Raw genomic sequence first — 22,482 nt, forward strand, 5'->3', positions numbered from 1 at the left:
TGTACTTTTGGAAGCGGTTTCGAGGGTCGTTCCAGGGCCAGGCAAAGGTCCCAGGTGAGGGTGCCGGCGAACGTGTGAATCATGCCGATATTATACCCCGATTCACGTCCAGAATCTGAGCACTTTGTCCCAGAGGCGAAAAAAGTTCCTTGTCCGTTCCGGTCATCCAGGCCTGGACTTTTAGCCTTAAAATCTCGGCAAAAAGGGCCTCTCGCCGGACGCCGTCCAGATGGGCCGCGACCTCGTCCAGGAGCACGAGCGGGGCGATCCCTTCCAGGGTCTTGATCAGCTCGGCTTTGGCCAGGACCAGCCCAAGCAACAGGGCCTTTTGCTCGCCCGAGGAGCAGATGGCGGCGGGGGCGTTTTTGGGCCCGTGGACCACCAGGAGATCGCTTCTATGGGGGCCTTCGAGGGTACGGGATGCCGCCCGGTCGCGCTCCCGACCTTCCTCCAGCAGGATCCGGAACGCATCTTCGGCCTCGGTAGCCGAGCGTTCCGCAAGGTCTGCTTCCACCGTCCCGTGCAGCGCCAACACAGCATGGGGAAAGGGCGTCTGGTCTTCACTCTCGCGCCGCTCGTCGATGAGAGCGGAAAGCCGCTCCACCGCATCGAGCCGCGCCGCGGCGATGGCGACGCCGGACTCGGCCATTTGCTCTTCGAGCCCCTCAAACAGGCTCTTGCCGTGCTCGCGCATCTGGAACAGCCGATTGCGCTGGCGCATGGCCCGCTCGTAGCGGCTGAGCGAGGTGCGAAGGCCGGGCGCAATCGCGACCACGAGACGGTCGAGGAAACGCCGCCGCTCGGACCCGGGGCCGGTGAAGAGCCCATCCATGGCGGGAATGAGGAAGACCTGTTTCACGTAGTCGCCGAGCGCGCCGGCGCTTGCGTCTTTCCCGGCGATGCGAACGGTGCGGCCCGTGCCGTCGTCGCCCGCGCGCGGCGTGTAGCCCGTCCCAATATCGAGTTCGCCATGGCGCGTCCGCACGCTCGCGGCGATCGCGAAGCCGCCCTGGCCGTCTTTCCGCGCAAGCTCCGCATAAGGGCGTCCGCGCAACCCGTGGCCGGGACCCAGAAGGGAGACCGCTTCGAGGAGATTGGTCTTGCCCGACCCGTTCTCGCCGGCAAGAACAACGGGGCGCGCGTCGAGGTCGAGCCGGGCGGACGCGTAGTTGCGAAAGTCCGAAAGCTTCAGTGTACGGACGGAAAGTGTCGCTGTGCCGGGCTCGGTCTCGTTGATCTTTATCGTGTGCTCTTTTGGGCTCGCGGTCATACCCGCATCGGCATTAGCACGTAGAGGGTCGAGGTATCCTTCACGTCACGCACCATCGTCGGCGAGCCGGGATCGGCGAACAGGAACTCGGCGGTCTCGCTTTCCAACTGTTGCGCGATGTCGAGCAGGTAGCGGGCGTTGAAGCCGATCTCGAGCGGATCGGCGTCGTAGCTGACGGGTAACTCCTCCGTGGCGCTGCCGGACTCTGGATTGTTGACCGTGAGCGTCAGCGTGTCGCCGGCGAGCGCGAGCTTCACCGCACGGCCCTTGTCGTTGGAGAGCGTCGACACCCGGTCCACCGCCTGTTCGAAGGTCACGTTGTCCAGTTCCAGGCGCTTGTCGTTGCCTTGCGGAATCACGCGCTCATAGTCCGGGAAGGTGCCGTCGATCAGCTTCGAGGTCAGAACGATCTGACCGGCGGACACGCGGATCTTCGAGGGCGAGAGTTCGATGCGGATGTCTTCGTCGCCTGCTTCCGTCAGATGCAGCAGATCCGCCACGGTCTTGCGTGGCACGATCACACCCGGCATGCCCTTGGCGCCGGCCGGGAGCGCGATCTCCACCTGCGCCAGCCGGTGGCCGTCCGTGGCGACCGCCCGCAGCGTCTCTTTGCCGTCGGTCTCGGCGGCATGCAGATAGATGCCGTTGAGATAGTAGCGGGTCTCCTCGGTCGAAATCGCAAAGCGCGTCTTCTCGATGAGGCGTTTGAGGTTCGCGGCCGGTACGGTGAAGGAATGGTCGAGGTCTTCGACCGACAAGGTCGGGAAGTCGTCGGCCGGCAGCGTCTGCAGCGAAAACTGCGCCGGGCCGGACGTGATGGTGAGCCGTTCCTGTTCCGCATCGCGGTCGATCGCGATGTCCCCGTCCGGGAGCTTGCGCACGATGTCGTTGAACATGTGCGCGGGCACCGTCACGGCGCCGTCGGCGGCGATGGTGCAATCGACCGTCTCGACCACTTCCATGTCGAGATCCGTGGCTGTCAGCTTCAAGGCATTTTCGCCGGCGGTCAGCAGCACGTTGGAGAGGATCGGTATCGTGTTCCGGCGCTCGACCACGCTCGCCATGTGGGCGAGGGCTCGTGCGAGTTTCGGCTTCTCGATCGTAAGGCGCATGGTTGGAGAGTATCCCGAAATCTAGCGTCTTTTCCGCTGAACGATCCCCGGTCCAAGACTGGCATTCCGGCTGAGCCAGGGCTCCCTTTGGAGCCGCCGCGCTCCCGACGGAGCCTTGGCGAGGCGGGCGAAAAACCGCGTCAAAAAAGCTCAGTGAACTTGCAGTGATGCGGCGGAATTTGCAAGTGCGGCAAGCGCTCAAAGGGGCTGTGACGGGGACCAACGGCGTAGTCCGATAGGGCCTCCAATGGCCGACGGGCCCGGAGCGTGCCGCTCCGAGCCCCGCCAACCTCAAGCGCTAGTCGCGCAGGAGCCGCTTCAACAGCTCGATCTCCTCCCGGAGCTGCGTGTCGTCGCTCATCAGTTGCTCGACCTTGCGTATCGCATGTAGCACCGTCGTGTGGTCGCGGTTGCCGAAACGGCGCCCGATCTCGGGCAGCGACCGGGAGGTCAGCAGCTTGGCCAGGTACATCCCGATCTGCCGGGGCCGCACGATGGAGCGGTTCCGGCGCCCGGAAAGAAGGTCGCTGCGGTTGACTCCGTAGTGCTTGGACACGGTCCGTAGGATGTCGTCGATGCGCACCCGGCGAGGCTCGGCGCCGCGCATGAGATCGCGCACGATCTGTTCCGCAACGGCAATGGTGACCGGCTCGTCGGTGAGCTGGTAGCTCGCCCGCAGGCGGTGAACGGCGCCTTCGAGCTCACGCCCGCTTTCCGTCAGCCGCTCCGCAAGGAAGGCGAGGACCGTGTCCGACACTTCGAGGCCGTTCGTTTCCGCGCAGGCCTCCAGCGCCCGCTTCTCGAGGATCTTGTGGCGCAGGTCGTAGTCCATGGTCTTGATCTCGGCCACGAGACCGCCGCCGAGACGGGAGCGCATCCGCATGTCGAGCTTGTCAAGATGGGTAGGCGCCCGGTCCGCAGCCACGACCACTTGCCGTCCGCCATCGATCAGCGAGTTCAGCGTGTGGCAGAACTCCTGCTGGATGGTCGGGCCCTGCAGGAACTCCATGTCGTCGATCAGGAGAATATCGATATTGCGGAGCTTTTCCTTGAAGGCGAGGGCGTCGCGCGCGCGCAAGGCCTGCACGAAGCCGGACATGAAGCGCTCGGCGGTGAGATAGAGAACCTCGGCCTCCGGCTTCTGCCGCTTCACCTCCCAGGCGATGGCATGCAGCAGATGCGTCTTGCCGAGCCCAACATTGCCGTGAAGAAACAGCGGGTTGAACGGAGACTGCGGGCTCGACGACGAAAGCGCCACTTGATGGGCCGCCGCGTGAGCGAGCTTGTTGGTGTTGCCGACGACAAAGCTGCCGAAGCTCAGGCGCGGATCCAGCGGCGATCCTTCGAAGCCGTCATAGCCCGTGCGCAGGGGCATCGGCAGGGCCGAGCGCTCCGCCACGACCTGCGGCGAGACGGCGCGCGGGATGGCGACGTCCTTCGGCGGCTCGACCGTGAAATGCGGCTGCCGCACGGAGAATTCCAGACGCTCCGCGTTGGGCCATTCTCCCTGAACCTGCCTCAGCACAGTGTCGTAGTAGTGGGTCCTCAGCCAGTTGCGCAGGAAGCGCGTCGCGACTGTCAGATGGATAACGCCGTCGGCGATATCGTCGACTTCAACGCCGCGAAACCAGCTTGCGTAAACGTCCTCTCCCAGTTCGCCGCGCAGCCGGGATTTGACTCGCGTCCAAGCCTCGCCTGGGCCGCATTGCTCCTCTTGATGGGCTCCATGGTCGTGAGCCCGTGCCTGTGCCTCTGCCACGATATTGTTCTTTCCCTAATCATTATTTTTGTCGCGCCAACACGCACCGTACGCAGCTACTGAAGCGGCCAACATTCTTGGACGCAGACCATCCCGACAGTTCCAATGACGAGCTCCCTAGCCTTGTAACCAGGGGAGCCCAGTCGCTTTCCAACCAGACAGGGAGCCCCGATGCCGGTCGTCGTCGAGCGGTCCTTCGAACCCCTCAGAGACGTTGTGACAAGCGCGATACCCCGCCGACGCCATCGCCTTGGCCGCGGCCAAGCTCCGGCTACCAGAACGGCAAATGAAGAAAAGATCGTCGTCTACTTGGACACCGAGTGCCTGCAACTCGTGTGCAAGGCGATCGGCAAAGCGCGGGTCGACGGACTGATCGGGAAAGGTCTGCCACTCAACAAGGACAGCCCGTTTGCCGAGGGCCCCCAGATCCGGGATGCCCACATAAGTCCACTCCGCGCGCGTACGCACATCGACTAACTGCGATCGAGGATTCCCCTGGAGAGCGCTCCAGGTCGACGCCACATCAACCTCATCGACCGTGTAATTGTCCATGCGCGCGCCCAATTTCGAGCCTCCTCCCCAAATTCATGAGCACGGTACAAGTACAGAATTCGTGCCACCCACTATCCGTGGTGATCTTGTGCGATTTACGCACGTAATATTCACAACTTACGCATAAGCATTCCACAAGATGTTCATGAAGCCCCACGCTTAAGACAAAGAAATCCTGTCTCGGCAACGGCCAAGATCAAGGTACTCAATTGTAAGGAGGGGACTTCCCCGTTCGGATAACTAGACTATACACACGCACTTCCCCCCGATCAAGCAAACGAGAATCCGGCTGAAGCCAGTATTCGTCAGTAGACTCACTGATGATCGGCGCCCCTCAAGCCCCTGTGCAAAAAGCGTGAATCGGCTAGGTCATCAAGACCAGCCTGGCGCACCAAAGCCTTTTTGCAGCCTCGGGGGCCGAAAATTTTTTTTCTAGGGACATTCGGTGGAAAAGTGAGGCGCGGAGGCCACAGCCGGCAGGCGTCGATTGCATGACAGCGGCGTCAAGCAATTGATATCTCAGTGTCAAGTAATTGAGACAAAGGCGATGTGCTTGCGGCGCCAGGCTGGCGCGGCCCGCCATCAGCGCTAGAGCGCTGGGCACGCGCGCCGTTCAAAGCGTGTGTCGCAAGTGGTGCCTGGCCCTGGGCCCAGGCGGAAGCCGGCCGCTTCGACGCCCGCGGCGTACACCCTCGACGGCATGCGGCGCGCCCTCCATACGCGGACGCAAAAAGACCGATCGACGCCGCGCGAAAGCGGAGCCGGCCGGTCGCTCATGTCATCAAGTGAAGTGGCGACGAGGCGAGCCTGCTACGCACCCAGTCTGTCGAGCACCAAAGGTGCTACGCACCGGAAGTGCTAGGCATTCATGGCGCCGACGCGCTTGGCGAGGCGCGAAACCTTCCGCGACGCCGCGCGGCGGTGGAGGATGCCAAGCTGGGCCGTGCGGGCGACCACCGGCTCGGCACTGCGCAGGGCTGCCTGAGCGGCATCCTTGTCGCCGGAGGCGATCGCCTCCTCGACCTTGCGCAGATAGCTGCGCATGTTGCTTCGCCGGGTCTTATTGACGCCGGTACGACGGGTAATCTGGCGAACGGCTTTCTTCGCCGACTTGGTATTGGCCATGTTCAGGATCCTTGAGGGCTTCCGGTCCGCCTGGGGCGGCTCTCAGAAAGCGCCGTAAATACGAATTTGGCATGCTCTATACAGAGCGGCCTCCGAGGCGTCAACCTGGCCTGAATTAGCGGTTCTTGAATTGAGGCTTCCGCTTCTCGATGAAGGCGGCCATCCCCTCTTTCTGATCTTCGGTGGCGAACAGCGAGTAGAACTGGTTGCGCTCGAAGCGAACGCCCTCCGAGAGGGTGGTGACGAAGCCGCGGTTGATCGACTCCTTGATCATCATGACCACGTGGACCGGGAAGTCGGCGATCTTCGAGGCCGTCTTCATGGCCTCGTCATGCAACGACTCCACGGGCACGATGCGGCTTACGAGATTTGAGCGCTCGGCCTCGTCGGCGAACATCTGCCGGCCGGTCAGGCACAGTTCCATGGCTTTGGCCTTGCCCACGGCGCGGGTCAAGCGCTGGGTGCCGCCGGCGCCCGGCATGATCCCGAGATTGATCTCCGGCTGACCGAACACCGCGTTCTCGGCCGCCAAAATGATGTCGCAAGACATCGCCAATTCGCAGCCGCCGCCGAGCGCGTAGCCGGCGACTGCCGCGATGATCGGCTTGCGGGTCGCAGCGATCGTGTCATAGGGCGCGAGGAACGCGGTGCTGTACGCCTCGACGGAGGTCTTGCTCTGCATCTCCTTGATATCGGCGCCCGCCGCGAAGGCCTTCTCGCCGCCGGTGATGACAATGCAGCCGATCTCCGGATCCTTGTCGAAGATGTTCAGCACTTCGCACAGCTCGCCGACGAGCTGGGAGTTGAGCGCGTTGAGGGCCTTCGGCCGGTTGAGGGTGATCAGCCCGACTTTGCCCTCGCGGGTCACGATCAGTGTTGCATATTCCTTGGTGGCTGGTGCTCCGCCGACCGCGGTCTGATCCATATACATGTGTGTCAGTTCCCTTATCTTTGGCAGATTGGACAGTAGAAGGTTGAGCGCCCGCCCTGCGCGATCCGGCGGATCGTGCCGTCGCAGGCGTCTCGCATGCAGCGCGCGTCCTCCCGTCCATAGGTTTGGAAGCGGTGCTGGAAACGGCCCAGCCGCCCGTCCGTATGGCGGTAGTCGCGCAAGGAGGAACCGCCCGCGCGAATGGCGTCGTGCAGGACGGAGGTGATGGCCGCGACCAGCGCGCCCGTCTTGGCAGTCGGGCGGCCCGTCTTCGTGGCGAGCGTGCCTGCGGCCCGCTCGGGCGACAGACCCGCGCGATGGAGCGCCTCGCAAACATAGATGTTTCCGAGCCCGGCGATGAGGCGCTGGTCCAGAAGCGCCGATTTGATCGGCGTGGTCTTGCCCTTCAGCCGCCCCGCAAGCCATTCGGGCGTCAGCTCCTCTCCCAGCGGTTCGATTCCGAGGCCCTTGAAGAGCGCGTGTGACTCGAGCTCCCCGGCTGCCGCAAGATCCATGATGCCGAATCGGCGCACGTCGGAATAGCGGACGGTCGAGCCATCGCCCAAGTGGAAGACGATATGCTCGTGCTTGGGAAAGCCGAAGGCGGCCGACGGGCTCGGGTCGTGCACGAAGTCGCCAGGCGCTGTCTTGCCGGCGCCCGCCTTCTCAATCGCGAAGCGGCCGGTCATGCCGAGATGCATGATCAGTACCTGGCCGTCGTCCAAACGCGCCAGGAGATATTTCGCGCGCCGGTCCAGCCCCTCGATGGCGCGGCCCGTCAGACGCTCGGCGAATCGCGCGGGCAGGGGAAAGCGTAAGTCCGGCCGGCGCTGCTCCACGCGCGCGAACGCGTTTCCCACCAGCACGGGCTCCAATCCCCGGCGCACGGTCTCGACTTCAGGCAGCTCAGGCATGGGCCTCGAAAGTCCTACGGTCGGAAAATGAGGATTTCCAAGGCTGTTCCGGTACGCTGCAGTGCAAGGTCATCATCATTGCACCGCAACAATAGCGTGAACTCAGGGCTTAGGCTATTGTCCGCTGCCATGCCAGACGACGTGAAAAATCAAGGCGATTCCGGGACCGAGACGAGCTTCGGCTTCGCCCGTGTGTCGGAGAGCGCCCGCCAAGGCCTCGTCAACGAGGTCTTCTCCAAGGTCGCGAGCCGCTACGACCTGATGAACGATCTAATGTCGGGCGGGCTGCACCGCCTGTGGAAGGCGGATCTCGTGACCGCGCTCGCCCCGCCGAAGTCCGATGTGCCCTTCGCGCTGATCGACGTAGCGGGTGGGACGGGTGACGTCGCCTCGCGCTTTCTCGATGCCGCAGGCACGGGCAGCACGGCCACGATCTGCGACATCTCGAAGGAGATGATGGAGGAGGGCAAGCGGCGCTCGAAGGGCCGCGAACGGCTCACCTTCGTGCAGGGGAATGCCGAAAGCCTGCCCTTCGAGGACCGGCGTTTCGATGCCTATACGATTGCCTTCGGCATCCGCAACGTCACCCATATCGACACGGCGCTCGCGGAAGCCTATCGCGTCCTGAAGCCGGGCAGCCGGTTTCTGTGCCTCGAGTTTTCGAGTGTCGAGATGCCGCTACTGGACCGGGTTTACGACGCCTACTCTTTCAACGCGATTCCAGCGCTCGGCCGTCTTGTAGCCGGGGACGCGGAGTCCTATCGCTATCTCGTGGAAAGCATAAGACGCTTTCCCACTCAGGAACGCTTCGCCGAGATGATAAGAGATGCCGGGTTCGAGCGCGTGCGCTACCGGAACCTGACCGGCGGCATAGCCGCCATCCACTTGGGCTGGCGGCTTTAGAGCATCGTGCGAAAACGTGGATGCCGGTTTTTCGCGAGAAACGATGCGGTATCGAAAAAGGGTAGAGCTCAATGCCTGCTGGTTGCATCGGCACGCACTGAGCCTGAAGTGAGGCGATAGACGTGAACGCCATTGCGAATATGGCGCGGCTGACGAAGGCAGGCGCGACCCTCGCCTGGAGCGGCGCGCGGGTTCTGCCCGACGATGCGCGCGTGTCCGGTCCGCTGGCCGTATTCGGCCGGGTCACGGCGCCCTTGCGCAAGAAGGGCAGCACCGAGAACGAAGCGCGGCTGTCGTCGGCGCTGACCTCCCTCGGGCCGTCATACATCAAGCTCGGTCAGTTTCTCGCCACGCGGGACGACATTGTCGGCCGGGAGCTGGCGCGCGATCTCTCGACCCTGCAAGACCGCCTTCCGTCGTTCTCTCAAGACGAAGCGGTCAAGCTGGTCGAAGCGGAGCTTGATGCGCCTATCACCAAGCTCTTCGCCGAATTCGGACCGCCGGTGGCAGCGGCCTCCATCGCCCAGGTGCACAAGGCAAAGGTCAAAGGACCCGACGGCACTTTCAAGGACATGGCCGTGAAGGTGCTGCGCCCCGGCATCGAGCAGCGCTTCAAGAAGGATCTCGATTCCTATTTCTTCGCCGCGCGGATGATCGAGCGTTTTCATGCGCCCTCCCGGCGGCTGCGCCCCATCGCCGTCGTCGACACGCTGGCGAAGTCGGTCGCGATCGAGATGGATTTGCGTATGGAGGCGGCGGCCATTTCGGAGATGGCCGACAATATCGTCGGCGACGAGGGCTTTCTCGTTCCCACTGTGGACTGGAAGCGCAGCGCCCGCCGCGTCCTGACGCTCGAGTGGATCGAGGGCACGCCCATGGGCGACTTGGCGGCGCTGAAGGCGAAGGGGCACGACCTCCAGGCGCTGGGCGCGACGCTGATGCAGACCTTCCTGCGCCACGCGCTGCGCGACGGCTTCTTCCACGCGGACATGCACCAGGGCAATCTCTTCGTCGATGCGGAGGGCCGCATCGTTGCGGTCGATTTCGGCATCATGGGCCGTCTCGGCATGAAAGAGCGCCGCTTCCTCGCCGAGATTCTCTATGGCTTCATCACGCGCGATTACCGCCGTGTCGCCGAAGTGCATTTCGATGCGGGCTACGTGCCGCGCAAACATTCAGTGGCGCAATTCGCCCAGGCCCTGCGCGCGATCGGCGAGCCCATTATGGACCGTCCCGCCAACGAAATCTCGATGGCCCAGCTGCTCGGACAGTTGCTGCAGTACACGGAAGTGTTCGACATGCAGACGCGGCCCGAGCTGATCCTGCTGCAGAAGACCATGGTCGTGGTTGAAGGGGTGGGCCGGACGCTCGATCCGGAGCTGAACATGTGGGTCGTGTCCGAGCCGATCGTGAAGGAGTGGCTCGAGAGCCAGCTCGGCGCGGGCGCGCGGATCGAGCAGGCCGCCGAAGGCGCCGCGTCCGTCGGCCGCTTTGTCGGCGATCTGCCGAAGCTCCTGCGTCAGGCCGAGCGGACGGCGGATTCGTTCGCGGAAATGGCCGAGGACGGGCTGCGCCTGGACGACGTGAGCGTGGCGCGGCTGGCGCAGGCGCAGAGAGCCCAAGACCGCTGGACGCGGCTGGGCATCTGGGTGGGCGCGCTCGCGCTCCTCGCCATCGCGGTCGCGCAGATTTTCTGAGGCCCAACCAACGGGCTTGGCTGTGATAGACTATCGCTTGAGAACGCAAGGACTGAACCGATGCTGAGCGGCAAGCGCATCCTTCTGATCGTCGGCGGCGGCATCGCCGCCTACAAGTCCCTGGAACTCGTGCGCCGTCTGCGCGAGCGGGGGGCGTCCGTCCGCGTCGTCCTGACAGAAGGCGGCGCGCAATTCGTGACGCCGCTTTCCTTCGCCGTTCTGTCGGGCGAGGAAGCCTTCACCGATCTTTTCGACCTCAAGGACGAGGCGGACATCGGGCATATCCAGCTCAGCCGCGAGGCCGATCTCGTGGTGGTAGCGCCGGCGACCGCGGACCTCCTCGCCAAGATGGCGAACGGGCTGGCCAACGATCTTGCTTCCACCGTGCTGATGGCGACGGACAAGACGGTGCTCGTGGCGCCCGCCATGAACGTGCGCATGTGGGAGCATCCCGCGACGTTGCGCAACGTCGCAACCTTGCGTGCCGACGGCGTGCGATTCGTCGGCCCTGAGGAGGGCGACATGGCGTGCGGCGAATTCGGTCCCGGCCGCATGGCCGAGCCCGAGGATATTGCCGATGCGATCGAGCGCGTGTTGCCAAGTGCACAAGGTACATCGCTGGTGGGCCGCCATGTCTTGATCACCTCCGGGCCGACCTATGAGCCGATCGATCCCGTGCGCTACATCGCCAATCGCTCGTCGGGCAAGCAAGGCCATGCCTTGGCGCGGGCCGCGAAAGACATGGGCGCGCGCGTCACGTTGATCTCGGGGCCGACGCACCTGCCGGACATTCCGGGCGTGACGACGGCCAAGGTCGAGACCGCCGCGGACATGCTCGATGCGGCGCTTGGGGCGCTCCCCGCCGATGTCGCGATCTGCGCCGCTGCCGTCGCCGATTGGCGCGCGGCCACCCAAGCCATGGAGAAGCTGAAAAAGGAGGAGGGCCAGACCGCGCTCAGTCTCGCGCTGGCCCGCAACCCGGACATTCTGGCGACCCTCGCGGCCCCGGGTGCGCGGCGGCCGACGCTGGTCATCGGGTTCGCGGCGGAGACCGAAACCATCATCACCCATGCGCAGGAAAAACTGAGCCGGAAAGGAGCGGACTGGATCGTTGCCAACGATGTGTCCCCGGATACGGGCATCATGGGAGGCGACCGGACCGAGGTCCATCTCGTCTCGGCTTCGGGCGTGGAAGATTGGCCGGCCATGAGCAAGGACGAGATGGCGGTGAAGCTTCTCGGCCGCGCCGCCGAGGCGCTGCAGACGATGCAGCTCGCGGCGGAATAGGGGGCCGGATGAAGCCTCGCTTGCGCGTCCTGCGGCTTCCGCATGGAGAAGGCCTCAAGCTGCCGGCCTATCAGACCGACCACGCGGCTGGCTTCGATCTTGTCGCGGCGATCGGTGAGAACGAACCCGTTGTCTTGAGCGCCGGTGCGCGGGGGGCCGTGCCCACGGGTCTCGTGTTCGAATTGCCGGAAGGCTATGAGGCGCAGGTGCGGCCGCGTTCGGGGCTCGCGTTGAAGCACGGCGTGACGGTGCTCAACAGCCCCGGCACGATCGATGCGGACTACCGCGGCGAGGTGCAGGTCGTGCTTATCAATCATAGCGATGAGGCGTTCCGCATCGCCCGCGGCGATCGCATCGCGCAAGTCGTCATTGCGCCCGTAACGGCCGTCGAGATTGCCGAAGTTTCGGACGTGAGCGACACGGCGCGCGGCGCAGGCGGCTTCGGCTCGACCGGCTGAGCGCAACCGGGACGGCACGGTTGGGGCGCCACTGGCGCCATTCCAGGCAAGGAGATGCTTCGATCAACACCATGCTGACAGACGAGGAAATTGCCCGGTATCGCCGGCATCTGGTCTTGAAAGAGATCGGCGGCGAGGGGCAGCGGCGCTTGAAGCAGGCGAGCGTGCTGGTCGTAGGCGCGGGCGGTCTCGGATCGCCGCTGATCCTTTATCTGGCGGCGGCCGGTGTCGGCCAGATCGGCATCATCGACGACGACCGCGTCAGCCTCGACAATCTCCAGCGCCAGGTTCTGCACGGCACGGAGTCCGTCGGCATGCAGAAGACGCGCAGCGCCGCGACGACCGTCTGGAGCCTCAACCCCCATGTGGATGTGAAGCTCTTCACCACGCGCCTGGTGGCGGAGAACGCAATCAGCATTGTAGGCGGCTTCGACATTGTCGCGGACGGTTCCGACAATTTCACCACGCGCTATCTCGTCAACGATGCCTGCTATTTTGCGAAGCGGCCCCTGGTCGCCGCCGCTCTCGGGCCGTTCGACGGTCAATTGACCACGTTCCGCGCTTTCGAGACCGATGCGGACGGGAAACCCAAGCCAAACTATCGCTGCTTGTTCCCGGCCCCGCCGCCGGAGGGAACAGTGCCTGCCTGTTCGGAGGCCGGCATCTTGGGAGCCGTGGCGGGCGTCCTCGGCACTCTTCAGGCCGTGGAGGTCGTCAAGGAACTTCTCGGAATCGGCGAGGGGCTGGTGGGCCGACTCATGCTCTATGACGCGCTCCAAGCCCGTTTCTCGCAGATCGGCTATGCCTGGGATCCCGAGAACCCTTTGAACGGCAGGAATCCTAGCCTCAAGGACCTGTCGCACCATATCGGCTGAGTCCCGTTCGCGGCCGCTGTCCCCGTGGCGCCGACCGCGGGTCTCTGGGCCGCGCCCGTCGGGACAGGATTTCTCAACCTTTTGACGGCACGATTCGCCCGTGAAACTCTAAATTGATCGTGTGAATATCGATCGTGGGATCGCCTGGCGATCATGCCGGGCGGCCTCGAATGGGGCTGCGCGATGTCGGACGAGCCAAGGCAACGAACGATCACCGCCCAATGCGCCATTGCCGGCGGCGGGCCGGCGGGCGTGATGATGGGGTTCCTGCTGGCACGCGCCGGCGTGAAGGTCGTCGTCCTCGAGAAGCACGCCGACTTCTTTCGCGACTTCCGCGGCGACACGATTCACCCCTCCACTCTGGAAGTGATGGACGAGCTCGGCTTGCTCGACGCCTTTCTTGAATTGCCGCACCAGACCGTCGAGGAACTCAGCGTCGAGATTGGCGACCGCACATTGAAGATTGCCGATTTCTCGCATTTGCCGACAGCGGCGAAATTCATAGCGATGATGCCGCAATGGGACTTTCTCGATTTTCTCGCAGGCCAAGCGAAGCGGTATCCGAATTTCGATCTGCGCTTGGGCGCTGACGTCGACGAGCTGCTGACCGACAACGGCAAGGTCGTCGGCCTCAAAGCGGCGACCCATGAAGGCGATCTCGAGGTGCGAGCCGATCTCGTCGTGGGCGCGGACGGCCGTCACTCCACGGTACGGTCGCTCGCCCGTATGGAGGTCGAGGATATCGGCGCGCCTATGGACGTGCTTTGGATGCGTGTTTCGCGCAAGCCGGAGGACGGCGATGTGACTTTCGGCCGGATCGAGCCAGGCCGGTTCTTTATCATGATCAATCGCGGCGACTATTGGCAGTGCGCCTTCGTCATTCCCAAGGGCGGGTTCAACCAGTTGCGGCGCAATGGCCTCGAAGCCTTCCGTCAGATCATCATGGCGTTGAAGCCGTCGCTCGGCGCGCGCGTTCGCGAGCTCGAGACCTGGGACGATGTGAAGCTGTTGTCGGTTCGCGTCGATCGGCTGAAGACGTGGTACCGGCCGGGGCTTCTATGTATCGGCGATGCGGCCCATGCCATGTCTCCGATCGGGGGCGTGGGCGTCAATCTCGCCGTCCAGGACGCCGTCGCGGCCGCCAATTTACTGGCGTTGCCCCTGCTCGAGAGGAATGTCTCCGAGACCGATCTCGCGCGGGTGCAGAAGCGCCGCACATTGCCCATGAAGCTCACGCAACGGCTGCAGGTCTTCCTGCAGGACCGGGTGGTCACGAGCGTCCTGACGGCGACGGAGATAACGGAGATCCCGTTCCCAGTGAAGACACTGAACGACTTTCCCCTGCTGAGGCGCATCCCGGGACGCATTATCGGTCTCGGGTTTCGGCCCGAGCACGTCGCCCTGCCGGAAGTGGCGCGGCCGACCCGCGCCTGATCCAGCTTAGAACATGGCCGGATGGACGCGGTCCGGCGGCGCATGGCCGTCGAGGAAGGTCTTGATGTTGACGATGACCTTCTCGCCCATGTCGACGCGGCCTTCGAGCGTGGCAGAGCCCATATGCGGGAGCACGACGACTTTCTCGTTCCGCAGAAGCTTGGGGTTCACCGCAGGTTCGTGTTCGAACACGTCGAGCCCGGCGCCGGCCAGCTCGTTGTTGTCGATCATGCGGGCGAGGGCGTTCTCGTCGATCACCTCGCCGCGGGCCGTGTTGACGACATAGGCCGACGGCTTGAGCAGCGCGAGGCGGCGCGCCGACAGCAAGTGATAGGTCGCCGGCGTGTGCGGGCAGTTGATGGAGATGATGTCCATCCGCGCCAGCATCTGATCGAGGCTGTCCCAGTAGGTGGCCTCGAGCGACTTCTCGACATCGGACGCGACCCGGCGCCGGTTGTGATAGTGGATCTGAAGGCCGAACGCCTTGGCGCGCCGCGCGACGGCCTGGCCGATCCGGCCCATGCCCACGATGCCGAGGCGCTTTCCGTAGATGCGGTGACCCAGCATCCAGGTGGGCGACCAGCCTTGCCAATCGTCGCTGCCGGATTTCAGCAGCGCCGCGCCCTCGGTCAAGCGCCGCGGAACGGCGAGGATCAGGGCCATTGTCATGTCGGCCGTGTCTTCGGTGAGGACGCCCGGCGTGTTGGTGACGATGATGGCGCGGTTGCGCGCCGTGTCGAGATCGACATTGTCGACGCCGGTGCCGAACTGGGCAATGAGCTTGAGATCGGGCCCAGCCTGGCTCAGCACGGCGCGGTCGATGCGATCTGTGACGGTCGGCACGAGCACGTGGGCTTCCTTCACGGCGGCGATCAACTCGTCCCGCGTAAAAGGCCTGTCCTCGAGGTTGAGCCGCGCGTCGAACAGCTCCCGTAGCCGCGTTTCCACGACATCCGGTAGCTTACGCGTGACGATAACGAGCGGTCGTTCTGTAGCCATAGTTGTGTCCCGTCAGGAGGCAGGGCGGTCCCGAGCCCTAGTTTTCGTAGAATTCTGCGCCCTGTCTAACAGAAGCGACTCCGAGAGATAAAGCGTCAACTTGGCCCAACTGTGCCGCACGGGCCTCCGAGACGCTCTCTCGGGCCCGCGGAGCCACGATCCGTTCACTTTTCTCCTCCATTCAGAAGGTAAGATTCGGTGTCTGAGGGGTGAACCGATGGGAAATCGCAGGACTATAGGGCAGGGGACGGCGCTGGCACTGGCCGGGGGCGCTCTTCTCGCGGGCCTGGTTCTGCATGGGGCTCCGGCGCCGGTCGCGGCGGCGGAGGTTGTCGTCCCTGTCGCCGCGAACGGCCAAAGCTCCGGCCTGCGCGTGCCGCGCTTCGTCAGCCTCAAATCGGACAAGGTCAATGTCCGGCGCGGACCCAGCACCGATCAGTCGATCGTCTGGGTGTTCTCACGGGCCGGCCTGCCGGTGGAGGTGATTGCCGAGTTCGAGAACTGGCGGCGAGTCCGGGACAGCGAAGGCGCCGATGGCTGGGTCTTCCACAGCCTCCTCAGTGGACGGCGTACCGTCCTCGTCAGCCCCTGGAGCAAGGGCAAGCAGGGCCCGGTCTCGATCCCGCTTCACAGTAGCCGGTCCGCCGGGTCAGGCGTCGTCGCGCAGCTTCAACCGGGAGTCTTGGGCGACCTCGTCGAATGCGACGGCTCTTGGTGTGAGCTGTCGATCGGCAATTACTCCGGCTACGTGCAACAGGAGAAGCTCTGGGGCGTGTACCGGAACGAGAAGATCGAGTAGCGAGACGCCTGCTGGCGCCGGTAGGGCCGCAAACCTCTGGAAGGGCGGCTTAGCTGTCCTTGTCGACGAGACGGACCAGCACGTCCACGCGGCTGATCACCTTGCCGTCGGGCGCCTCGGGCAAGCCTTCGATGCGGATCGCGCTCGTGTCGATATCAAGCAAATCCGCGCTGTCCTCGCAGAAGAAGTGGAAGTGGTTCGACGTGTTGGTGTCGAAATATGTCTTCGCGCCTTCCACGGCCACGGCACGCAAGAGGCCAGCCTCGGTGAACTGGTGAAGCGTGTTGTAGACCGTCGCCAGCGAGACAGGGACCTGCGAAGCAACGGCTTCCTCGTGCAGGCGCTCGGCCGTCACGTGCCGGTCGCCTTCGGCAAAGAGCAGCCGGGCCAGGGCGAGCCGCTGACGCGTGGGCCGAAGTCCGGCACCGCGCAGCAGCCGTGCTGCATCGCCGGCCGGGGCCATCCTGGGATCGTCTGCGGTCGTCATCTCTGTCATCGTCTCATTCGAATAAGTCATTGAAGCTGGGAATATAGTGGGAAGCCACGGCAACCGCAATGCTATGTCCCGGCGGGCATTTTGGTACCTTGACCTGCGTCATCCAACGGCCCGAAAAAACTCCCGAGCCCCGGAGGTGCCGGGCGGGGTTTTGGTGGACCCGGGCATGTGTTAGGAAACCTGCCCACCGAATGGAACACATTCCCAACGAAGGACAAATGAGCGTGCAAGAACCACTGGCGGAACGGCAGTCCAGCTTCGACTATGAGGATCTGCTTGCCTGCGGCCGGGGCGAGCTGTTCGGCCCTGGCAACGCGCAATTGCCTCTGCCGCCCATGCTGATGTTCGACCGGATTCCGCTTCTGGACCCGACCGGCGGCGAATTTGGCCGCGGTCAAATCGTGGCGGAATTGGACGTGAAGCCCGATCTTTGGTTCTTCGCCTGTCACTTCCAGGGGGATCCCGTCATGCCGGGTTGCCTTGGACTGGACGCGCTCTGGCAGATGCTCGGGTTCTTCCTCGGCTGTACGGGCGCCCCCGGCAAAGGGCGGGCCCTCGGGGTCGGCGAGGTGAAGTTCTCCGGCATGGTGGTGCCGACAGTGAAAAAGCTGGAATATGTCGTCGATGTTCAGCGGGTGATCCGCCGCAAGTTCGCCTTAGGAACCGGCAATGGTCTGCTGAAGGCGGACGGCGAGACGATTTACACGGCTCAGGACCTTCGGGTCGGGCTGTTCCAGGCGGAAGAAGGCGCACCCGCTGGTGCATAGACGCTATGTCGCGGCTGCGGCCGGAAGGACGTTGTGACAATGAAACGCGTGGTCGTAACCGGCATGGGCATCGTTTCCTCGATCGGTAACAACGCCCAGGAAGTCTTGGCCTCTCTCCGGGAGGCCAAGTCCGGCATCGTCAAGGCCGACAAATACGCCGAACTCGGATTTCGCTGCCAGGTTCACGGCGCCCCCTCGCTCGATTGGGAGGAGGCGATCGACCGCAAGGTTCGCCGCTTCATGGGCGCGGGGGCAGGCTGGAACTACGTGGCCATGGAGCAAGCCATTCAGGATGCGGGACTGGAGGAGAGCGATATCTCCAACGAGCGCACCGGGCTGATCATGGGCTCGGGCGGTCCCTCGACCCGGGCCATCGTGCAGGCGGCCGACACGACGCGCGAGCGCGGACCGAAGAAGGTCGGACCCTTCGAAGTCCCCAAATCCATGAGTTCGACGAATTCGGCGACGCTCTCCACGCCCTATCACATCAAGGGCGTGAGCTACTCCATTTCCTCGGCTTGCTCCACGAGCGCCCATTGCATCGGCAATGCGGCCGAACTGATTCAGCTTGGCAAGCAGGACATCATCTTTGCGGGCGGCGGCGAAGAGCTCGATTGGACGCTCTCGGTTCTGTTCGACGCGATGAACGCGATGTCGTCCGACTTCAACGATCAGCCGGAGAAGGCGAGCCGCGCCTACGACGCGGCACGCGACGGGTTCGTGATCGCCGGCGGCGCTGGCGTGCTTGTGCTCGAGGAGCTGGAGCATGCCAAGGCGCGCGGCGCGAAGATCTACGCCGAGATCGTCGGCTACGGTGCGACGTCGGACGGTCACGACATGGTGCTGCCGTCGGGCGAGGGCGCGGTGCGCTGTATGCGGATGGCCATGCAGTGCCTCGGCGACGACAAGATCGACTACATCAACCCCCATGCCACATCGACGCCTCAGGGCGACGTCTTGGAGATTCAGGCCATCCGCGACGTGTTCGGCGAGGATTGCCCGCCGATCAGCGCCACCAAGTCGCTGACGGGCCATTCGCTTGGTGCGGCGGGCGTGCACGAGGCGATCTATTCGTTGCTGATGATGAAGAATGGCTTCATCTGCGAATCCGCGAACATCGAAAATCTTGACCCGGACGTCGCGGACGTCCCAATTGTCCGTGAACGCCAGGACGGCGTTGCTCTAAACACGGTAATGTCCAACAGTTTTGGTTTTGGAGGCACGAACGCCTCCCTCGTTTTCCGCCGGTTGGACCGCTGAGGCCGGTGGAACGGGTCTTTAGGCAACTTTCAGCAGAGTAAGTACGATGGCACCGACCAAAGATATTGCAGAACCCGGACCGCTGATGGCGGGCAAGCGCGGCTTGGTGATGGGCGTCGCTAACGATCGATCGATCGCTTGGGGCATCGCCCGCGTCTTGCACGGACAGGGCGCCGAGTTGGCGTTCAGCTATCAGGGCGGTGCGTTCGGCCGCCGCGCCGTGCCGCTGGCCCAATCGATCGGTGCGGAGATCATCGAAGAGGTTGATGTCGAGGATCTCGACAGCGTCGACCGTATGCTCGATGTGATCCGGGAAAAATGGGGCAAGCTGGACTTCGTGGTCCACGCGCTGGCGTTCTCAGACCGGAACGAGCTCAAAGGCCGCTACTGCGATACCACGCGGAAGAACTTCGAGCACACGATGGTCATCTCCTGTTTCTCCTTCACGGAAATCTGCAAGCGCGCCTCTGACATGATGAACGAAGGCGGCTCGCTCCTGACGCTGACCTATGGCGGCTCGACCCGCGTGGTGCCTTGCTACAACGTCATGGGCGTGGCCAAGGCGGCCTTGGAAGCGTCGGTACGCTATCTTGCCTCCGATCTTGGGCCACAAGGAATCCGCGTGAACGCGCTGTCTGCCGGCCCCATGCGGACGCTGGCGGGTGCGGGTATTTCCGATGCGCGGACGCTGCTGCACTACCAGCAGCAGCATGCGCCGATGCGCCGTTCGCCGACGCTGGACGAGGTCGGCGGTTCCGCGTTGTACCTTCTGTCCGATCTGTCCGGCGCCGTCACGGGCGAGGTGCATTTCGTCGATTGCGGGTACGCAACGACCTTCATGCCCGATCTCGAGTCGCTGAAGGAGATCGAGCGGGCCGAGGAGATCGGCAACGCGATGGCCAAAGCCGCGCCGCGCGAAGCCGCGCAATAGTGAACCGACGGTCCTGCCGCTGCGTATGCCTTGCTAAGGAGCATCAATGTTCGAAATCATCGTGATGGTGTGTCTCGCCGCGACCGGGGAGCAATGCAAAGAATACAAATTCACCGAGCCCCAATTCGAGGACGCCGTTTCGTGCATCCGCGAGAGCCACGCAACTGCGTATGAGTGGCAAGGCGATAATCCAAAGTTCACTGTTATCGGCACGCGCTGTGCCAAGGATGCCAAGGTCCCCGAGGTGCCGCAAAGCTAGGCGCTTGTCGCAGCGACGAAGACGCAAAATAAAAGGGGCGCCGGAAGCGCCCCTTTTTCGATTCTGAATGTCCGCGAGGGCCTAGCCGGCCTCCGCGACTTCCTTTTCCTTGCCGGTCTCCTGGTCGACCACCTTCATCGACAGGCGGACCTTGCCGCGCTCGTCGAAGCCAAGCAGCTTGACCCAGACCTCGTCGCCTTCCTTGACCACGTCCCCAACGGTCTTGGGACGGCCTTCGGCGAGTTGAGAGATGTGCACGAGGCCGTCGCGCGGGCCAAAGAAGTTCACGAAAGCGCCGAACTCCATGCACTTGACGACCTTGCCGCGATAAATCTCGCCGACCTCGGGTTCCGCCGCGATCGACTTGATCCGGGCGATGGCCTGGCGGATCGATTCGGCGTTGGCGGAAGCGATCTTGACCGTGCCGTCGTCCGAGATATCGATCTTGGCGCCCGACTCCGCGACGATCTCGCGGATGACGGAACCGCCGGAGCCGATGACCTCACGGATTTTGTCGGTCGGGATCTGGATCGTCTCGATGCGCGGGGCGTATTCGCCGAGCTCGGGACGCGCCTCGTTCAGCGCCTTGTCCATCTCACCGAGGATGTGCATGCGCCCATCTTTGGCCTGATCCAGCGCGATCTTCATGATCTCTTCGGTGATGCCGGTGATCTTGATGTCCATCTGGAGCGACGTGACGCCTTCGGACGTACCAGCCACCTTGAAGTCCATGTCGCCGAGATGATCCTCATCGCCCAGGATGTCCGACAGGACGGCGAACTTCTCGCCTTCCTTGATGAGTCCCATAGCGATACCGGCGACGGGCCGTTTGAGCGGCACGCCGGCGTCCATCAGCGCGAGCGACGAGCCACAGACCGTCGCCATTGAAGACGACCCGTTCGACTCGGTGATCTCCGAAACGACGCGCAGCGTGTAGGGGAACTGCTCGTGATCCGGCAGGATCGGGTGAACAGCCCGCCAGGCAAGCTTGCCGTGGCCGATCTCGCGACGCCCCGGAGAGCCCATGCGGCCGGTCTCGCCGACGGAGTAAGGCGGGAAGTTGTAGTGCAACAGGAACTTCTCTTTGTAAGTCCCCTGCAGGGCATCGACGAACTGCTCGTCGTCGCCCGTGCCCAGCGTCGTCACGACGAGGGCCTGCGTCTCGCCGCGGGTGAACAGCGCGCTGCCGTGGGTACGGGGCAGAACGCCGACTTCGCAGACGATCGGCCGGACGGTCACGAGATCGCGGCCGTCGATACGCTTCTTGGTGTCGAGAATGCTGCCGCGCACGACGTCCTGCTCGGCTTTCTTGAAGGCGCCGGCGACTTTGGCGGCGATCGAGCCGTCATCGTCCTCGGGGACGAGCGCGGAAACGACCTTCTCCTTGACCTGGGCGATGCTGTCGCGCCGCTCCGGCTTGGAGACGATGGCGTAGGCGTCGCGGAGACCGGCATCGGCCAGTTCGCTGACCTTGGCCACCATCTCCGAATCGTCTTCGGCCTTCAGCTCCCACGGCTCCTTGGCGGCAACCTCGGCCAGCTTGACGATGGCGTCGATCACGGGTTGGAAGTGCTCGTGTCCGTACATCACCGCGCCGAGCATGATGTCTTCGGGAAGCTCGTTGGCTTCGGACTCCACCATCAGAACGGCGTCTTTGGTGCCTGCGACCACGAGGTCGAGCGAGGTTTCAGGCATCTCGTCGACCAGCGGGTTCAGGATGTACTTGCCCTCGACATAGCCGACGCGCGCGGCGCCGATGGGTCCGAGGAACGGAACGCCCGACAGGGTCAGCGCCGCAGAGGCCGCGACCATGGCCACGATATCGGGATCGTTCTCCATGTCGTGCGAGAGCACGGTGGTGATGACCTGGGTGTCGTTCTTGAAGCCCTTGGCGAAGAGCGGGCGGATCGGACGGTCGATCAGGCGCGAGGTGAGGGTTTCCTTCTCGGTCGGACGCCCTTCGCGCTTAAAATAACCGCCGGGAATCTTACCGGCGGCGAAGGTCTTTTCTTGGTAATTCACGGTCAAAGGAAAGAAGTCGATCCCGGGCCGTGCTTCTTTCGCGGCGACAACGGTCGCAAGAACGCAAGTCTCGCCATAAGTCGCGAGGACGGCGGCATCGGCCTGGCGCGCGACGCGCCCGGTCTCGAGTTTGAGCGGGCGCCGGGCCCATTCAATTTCTACAGTGTGTTTATCGAACATGTGTGTGTCCCATTCGGTAGGGAAAGATTAGGCCGTCCCGCCGCCCGGTGGCGATGAGACGAGCCCGTGCATATATGTGGAAGCTCCCACACACGCCGCGCGAAGCGGCGCGGATGCTACCGGCGAATACCGAGCCGGCCGATGAGCTTCTTGTACCGTTCTTCGTCTGACGCTTTCACGTAGTCGAGCAGGCGGCGGCGCTGGCTGACCATTTTCAACAGCCCGCGACGCGAATGGTTGTCCTTACCGTGCGTCTTGAAGTGCTCGGTGAGGTTGCTGATGCGCTCTGTGAGAATGGCGACCTGGACTTCCGGGGATCCGGTATCGTCAGCCTTTGTCGCGTATTCCTTGATAAGCTCTTGCTTGCGTTCAGCACTAATCGACATCGGTTTCTCCTTAACTTTTGAGGTGTTTGACAAGGCCGGGCCGGGATGTCGTCCAGCGCGGTCGGA

22 protein-coding genes are annotated in these 22,482 nt (G+C 63.7%); 11 read left to right on the top strand and 11 right to left on the bottom strand.

All coding sequences use genetic code 11. From position 1 onward, the window contains the following. Positions 1-79 precede the first annotated feature (79 nt). The 7 genes from recF to mutM form a co-directional block, all read right to left on the bottom strand. A complete protein-coding gene (gene recF, locus GL4_RS03300) occupies positions 80-1,270 on the bottom strand; it encodes a DNA replication/repair protein RecF (RefSeq protein ID WP_082025435.1) in 1,191 nt (396 codons plus the stop codon). Further along, a complete protein-coding gene (gene dnaN / locus GL4_RS03305; RefSeq protein ID WP_045364529.1) occupies positions 1,267-2,382 on the bottom strand; it encodes a DNA polymerase III subunit beta in 1,116 nt (371 codons plus the stop codon). The genes recF and dnaN overlap by 4 nt, the downstream gene beginning before the upstream one ends. Before the next feature lie 298 nt (positions 2,383-2,680). Next, positions 2,681-4,048 carry a chromosomal replication initiator protein DnaA gene (dnaA, locus tag GL4_RS03310; RefSeq protein ID WP_045369332.1) on the bottom strand — a complete coding sequence of 456 codons (1,368 nt, stop codon included), beginning with the start codon at positions 4,046-4,048 and terminating at the stop codon, positions 2,681-2,683. A gap of 210 nt (positions 4,049-4,258) precedes the next feature. Next, positions 4,259-4,693, bottom strand: a complete 435-nt coding sequence (locus GL4_RS03315; protein WP_045364531.1) for a rhodanese-like domain-containing protein — start codon at positions 4,691-4,693, stop codon at positions 4,259-4,261. A gap of 858 nt (positions 4,694-5,551) precedes the next feature. Further along, positions 5,552-5,818: a 30S ribosomal protein S20 gene (gene rpsT / locus GL4_RS03320; RefSeq protein WP_045364533.1), complete on the bottom strand. Its 267-nt coding sequence runs from the start codon at positions 5,816-5,818 to the stop codon at positions 5,552-5,554. Between the two features lie 115 nt (positions 5,819-5,933). Beyond that, complete coding sequence (locus GL4_RS03325) at positions 5,934-6,749, bottom strand: enoyl-CoA hydratase (protein WP_280136140.1); 816 nt, start codon at positions 6,747-6,749, stop codon at positions 5,934-5,936. 14 nt (positions 6,750-6,763) lie between these two features. Next, the gene (gene mutM / locus GL4_RS03330; RefSeq protein WP_045364536.1) at positions 6,764-7,663 is read right to left on the bottom strand and encodes a bifunctional DNA-formamidopyrimidine glycosylase/DNA-(apurinic or apyrimidinic site) lyase; all 900 of its coding nucleotides are present in this window, start codon (positions 7,661-7,663) and stop codon (positions 6,764-6,766) included. Positions 7,664-7,792: 129 nt separating this feature from the next. On the opposite strand from mutM, the gene ubiE reads away from it, so the two are divergent. The 6 genes from ubiE (at position 7,793) to GL4_RS03360 (ending at position 14,317) form a co-directional block, all read left to right on the top strand. Further along, a complete protein-coding gene (gene ubiE, locus GL4_RS03335; protein ID WP_045364539.1) occupies positions 7,793-8,566 on the top strand; it encodes a bifunctional demethylmenaquinone methyltransferase/2-methoxy-6-polyprenyl-1,4-benzoquinol methylase UbiE in 774 nt (257 codons plus the stop codon). A gap of 140 nt (positions 8,567-8,706) precedes the next feature. Then, entirely contained in the window at positions 8,707-10,263 is a 1,557-nt protein-coding gene (gene ubiB, locus GL4_RS03340; protein ID WP_045369335.1) for a 2-polyprenylphenol 6-hydroxylase, read from the top strand. Between the two features lie 60 nt (positions 10,264-10,323). Beyond that, positions 10,324-11,550 (top strand): bifunctional phosphopantothenoylcysteine decarboxylase/phosphopantothenate--cysteine ligase CoaBC, encoded by a 1,227-nt coding sequence (coaBC, locus tag GL4_RS03345; RefSeq protein WP_045364542.1) that lies wholly within the window; start codon positions 10,324-10,326, stop codon positions 11,548-11,550. Positions 11,551-11,558: 8 nt separating this feature from the next. Continuing rightward, on the top strand, positions 11,559-12,008 hold the full coding sequence (gene dut / locus GL4_RS03350) for a dUTP diphosphatase (RefSeq protein ID WP_045364545.1): 450 nt from the start codon (positions 11,559-11,561) through the stop codon (positions 12,006-12,008). 71 nt (positions 12,009-12,079) lie between these two features. After that, complete coding sequence (locus GL4_RS03355; protein WP_045364548.1) at positions 12,080-12,883, top strand: HesA/MoeB/ThiF family protein; 804 nt, start codon at positions 12,080-12,082, stop codon at positions 12,881-12,883. Between the two features lie 183 nt (positions 12,884-13,066). Further along, entirely contained in the window at positions 13,067-14,317 is a 1,251-nt protein-coding gene (locus tag GL4_RS03360; RefSeq protein WP_045369337.1) for an FAD-dependent oxidoreductase, read from the top strand. Between the two features lie 6 nt (positions 14,318-14,323). Here GL4_RS03360 and GL4_RS03365 read toward each other — a convergent pair whose 3' ends face one another. Then, positions 14,324-15,316, bottom strand: a complete 993-nt coding sequence (locus GL4_RS03365) for a 2-hydroxyacid dehydrogenase (RefSeq protein WP_045364551.1) — start codon at positions 15,314-15,316, stop codon at positions 14,324-14,326. 217 nt (positions 15,317-15,533) lie between these two features. Between GL4_RS03365 and GL4_RS03370 the strand changes: the two genes are divergently transcribed. Then, entirely contained in the window at positions 15,534-16,115 is a 582-nt protein-coding gene (locus tag GL4_RS03370; RefSeq protein WP_082025437.1) for an SH3 domain-containing protein, read from the top strand. Between the two features lie 49 nt (positions 16,116-16,164). On the opposite strand, the gene irrA is transcribed toward GL4_RS03370, so the two are convergent. Continuing rightward, on the bottom strand, positions 16,165-16,602 hold the full coding sequence (gene irrA, locus GL4_RS03375; protein WP_280136145.1) for an iron response transcriptional regulator IrrA: 438 nt from the start codon (positions 16,600-16,602) through the stop codon (positions 16,165-16,167). 227 nt (positions 16,603-16,829) lie between these two features. Between irrA and fabA the strand changes: the two genes are divergently transcribed. From fabA to GL4_RS03395, 4 genes are read left to right on the top strand one after another with little or no spacing between them, the layout of a single operon-like run. Further along, positions 16,830-17,378 carry a 3-hydroxyacyl-[acyl-carrier-protein] dehydratase FabA gene (fabA, locus tag GL4_RS03380; RefSeq protein WP_425283180.1) on the top strand — a complete coding sequence of 183 codons (549 nt, stop codon included), beginning with the start codon at positions 16,830-16,832 and terminating at the stop codon, positions 17,376-17,378. Between the two features lie 39 nt (positions 17,379-17,417). Beyond that, complete coding sequence (gene fabB / locus GL4_RS03385; protein WP_045364554.1) at positions 17,418-18,638, top strand: beta-ketoacyl-ACP synthase I; 1,221 nt, start codon at positions 17,418-17,420, stop codon at positions 18,636-18,638. Between the two features lie 46 nt (positions 18,639-18,684). Next, positions 18,685-19,569, top strand: coding sequence for an enoyl-ACP reductase FabI (gene fabI / locus GL4_RS03390; protein ID WP_045364556.1), 885 nt, complete (start codon positions 18,685-18,687; stop codon positions 19,567-19,569). A gap of 46 nt (positions 19,570-19,615) precedes the next feature. After that, positions 19,616-19,828: a hypothetical protein gene (locus GL4_RS03395; protein ID WP_045364559.1), complete on the top strand. Its 213-nt coding sequence runs from the start codon at positions 19,616-19,618 to the stop codon at positions 19,826-19,828. Positions 19,829-19,909: 81 nt separating this feature from the next. Here GL4_RS03395 and pnp read toward each other — a convergent pair whose 3' ends face one another. Together pnp and rpsO are read right to left on the bottom strand one after the other, a co-directional pair. Beyond that, positions 19,910-22,030: a polyribonucleotide nucleotidyltransferase gene (pnp, locus tag GL4_RS03400; RefSeq protein ID WP_045364562.1), complete on the bottom strand. Its 2,121-nt coding sequence runs from the start codon at positions 22,028-22,030 to the stop codon at positions 19,910-19,912. A gap of 116 nt (positions 22,031-22,146) precedes the next feature. After that, positions 22,147-22,416 (bottom strand): 30S ribosomal protein S15, encoded by a 270-nt coding sequence (rpsO, locus tag GL4_RS03405; RefSeq protein WP_045364565.1) that lies wholly within the window; start codon positions 22,414-22,416, stop codon positions 22,147-22,149. Positions 22,417-22,482: the final 66 nt, after the last annotated feature.

The sequence above is a fragment of the Methyloceanibacter caenitepidi genome (assembly GCF_000828475.1).
Classification (GTDB): Bacteria; Pseudomonadota; Alphaproteobacteria; order Rhizobiales; family Methyloligellaceae; genus Methyloceanibacter; species Methyloceanibacter caenitepidi.

What these genes read in the sequence shown, in the direction of transcription:
- ubiB (WP_045369335.1), top strand. Translation starts at nt 8,707, where the DNA reads ATGGCGCGGCTGACGAAGGCAGGCGCGACCCTCGCCTGGAGCGGCGCG.
- pnp (WP_045364562.1), bottom strand. Translation starts at nt 22,030, where the DNA reads ATGTTCGATAAACACACTGTAGAAATTGAATGGGCCCGGCGCCCGCTC.
- coaBC (WP_045364542.1), top strand. Translation starts at nt 10,324, where the DNA reads ATGCTGAGCGGCAAGCGCATCCTTCTGATCGTCGGCGGCGGCATCGCC.
- dnaN (WP_045364529.1), bottom strand. Translation starts at nt 2,382, where the DNA reads ATGCGCCTTACGATCGAGAAGCCGAAACTCGCACGAGCCCTCGCCCAC.
- rpsT (WP_045364533.1), bottom strand. Translation starts at nt 5,818, where the DNA reads ATGGCCAATACCAAGTCGGCGAAGAAAGCCGTTCGCCAGATTACCCGT.
- fabA (WP_425283180.1), top strand. Translation starts at nt 16,830, where the DNA reads ATGAGCGTGCAAGAACCACTGGCGGAACGGCAGTCCAGCTTCGACTAT.
- GL4_RS03355 (WP_045364548.1), top strand. Translation starts at nt 12,080, where the DNA reads ATGCTGACAGACGAGGAAATTGCCCGGTATCGCCGGCATCTGGTCTTG.
- GL4_RS03360 (WP_045369337.1), top strand. Translation starts at nt 13,067, where the DNA reads ATGTCGGACGAGCCAAGGCAACGAACGATCACCGCCCAATGCGCCATT.
- ubiE (WP_045364539.1), top strand. Translation starts at nt 7,793, where the DNA reads ATGCCAGACGACGTGAAAAATCAAGGCGATTCCGGGACCGAGACGAGC.
- GL4_RS03365 (WP_045364551.1), bottom strand. Translation starts at nt 15,316, where the DNA reads ATGGCTACAGAACGACCGCTCGTTATCGTCACGCGTAAGCTACCGGAT.
- GL4_RS03370 (WP_082025437.1), top strand. Translation starts at nt 15,534, where the DNA reads ATGGGAAATCGCAGGACTATAGGGCAGGGGACGGCGCTGGCACTGGCC.
- mutM (WP_045364536.1), bottom strand. Translation starts at nt 7,663, where the DNA reads ATGCCTGAGCTGCCTGAAGTCGAGACCGTGCGCCGGGGATTGGAGCCC.
- GL4_RS03395 (WP_045364559.1), top strand. Translation starts at nt 19,616, where the DNA reads ATGTTCGAAATCATCGTGATGGTGTGTCTCGCCGCGACCGGGGAGCAA.
- fabB (WP_045364554.1), top strand. Translation starts at nt 17,418, where the DNA reads ATGAAACGCGTGGTCGTAACCGGCATGGGCATCGTTTCCTCGATCGGT.
- fabI (WP_045364556.1), top strand. Translation starts at nt 18,685, where the DNA reads ATGGCACCGACCAAAGATATTGCAGAACCCGGACCGCTGATGGCGGGC.
- GL4_RS03315 (WP_045364531.1), bottom strand. Translation starts at nt 4,693, where the DNA reads ATGGACAATTACACGGTCGATGAGGTTGATGTGGCGTCGACCTGGAGC.
- rpsO (WP_045364565.1), bottom strand. Translation starts at nt 22,416, where the DNA reads ATGTCGATTAGTGCTGAACGCAAGCAAGAGCTTATCAAGGAATACGCG.
- recF (WP_082025435.1), bottom strand. Translation starts at nt 1,270, where the DNA reads ATGACCGCGAGCCCAAAAGAGCACACGATAAAGATCAACGAGACCGAG.
- irrA (WP_280136145.1), bottom strand. Translation starts at nt 16,602, where the DNA reads ATGACGACCGCAGACGATCCCAGGATGGCCCCGGCCGGCGATGCAGCA.
- GL4_RS03325 (WP_280136140.1), bottom strand. Translation starts at nt 6,749, where the DNA reads ATGTATATGGATCAGACCGCGGTCGGCGGAGCACCAGCCACCAAGGAA.
- dut (WP_045364545.1), top strand. Translation starts at nt 11,559, where the DNA reads ATGAAGCCTCGCTTGCGCGTCCTGCGGCTTCCGCATGGAGAAGGCCTC.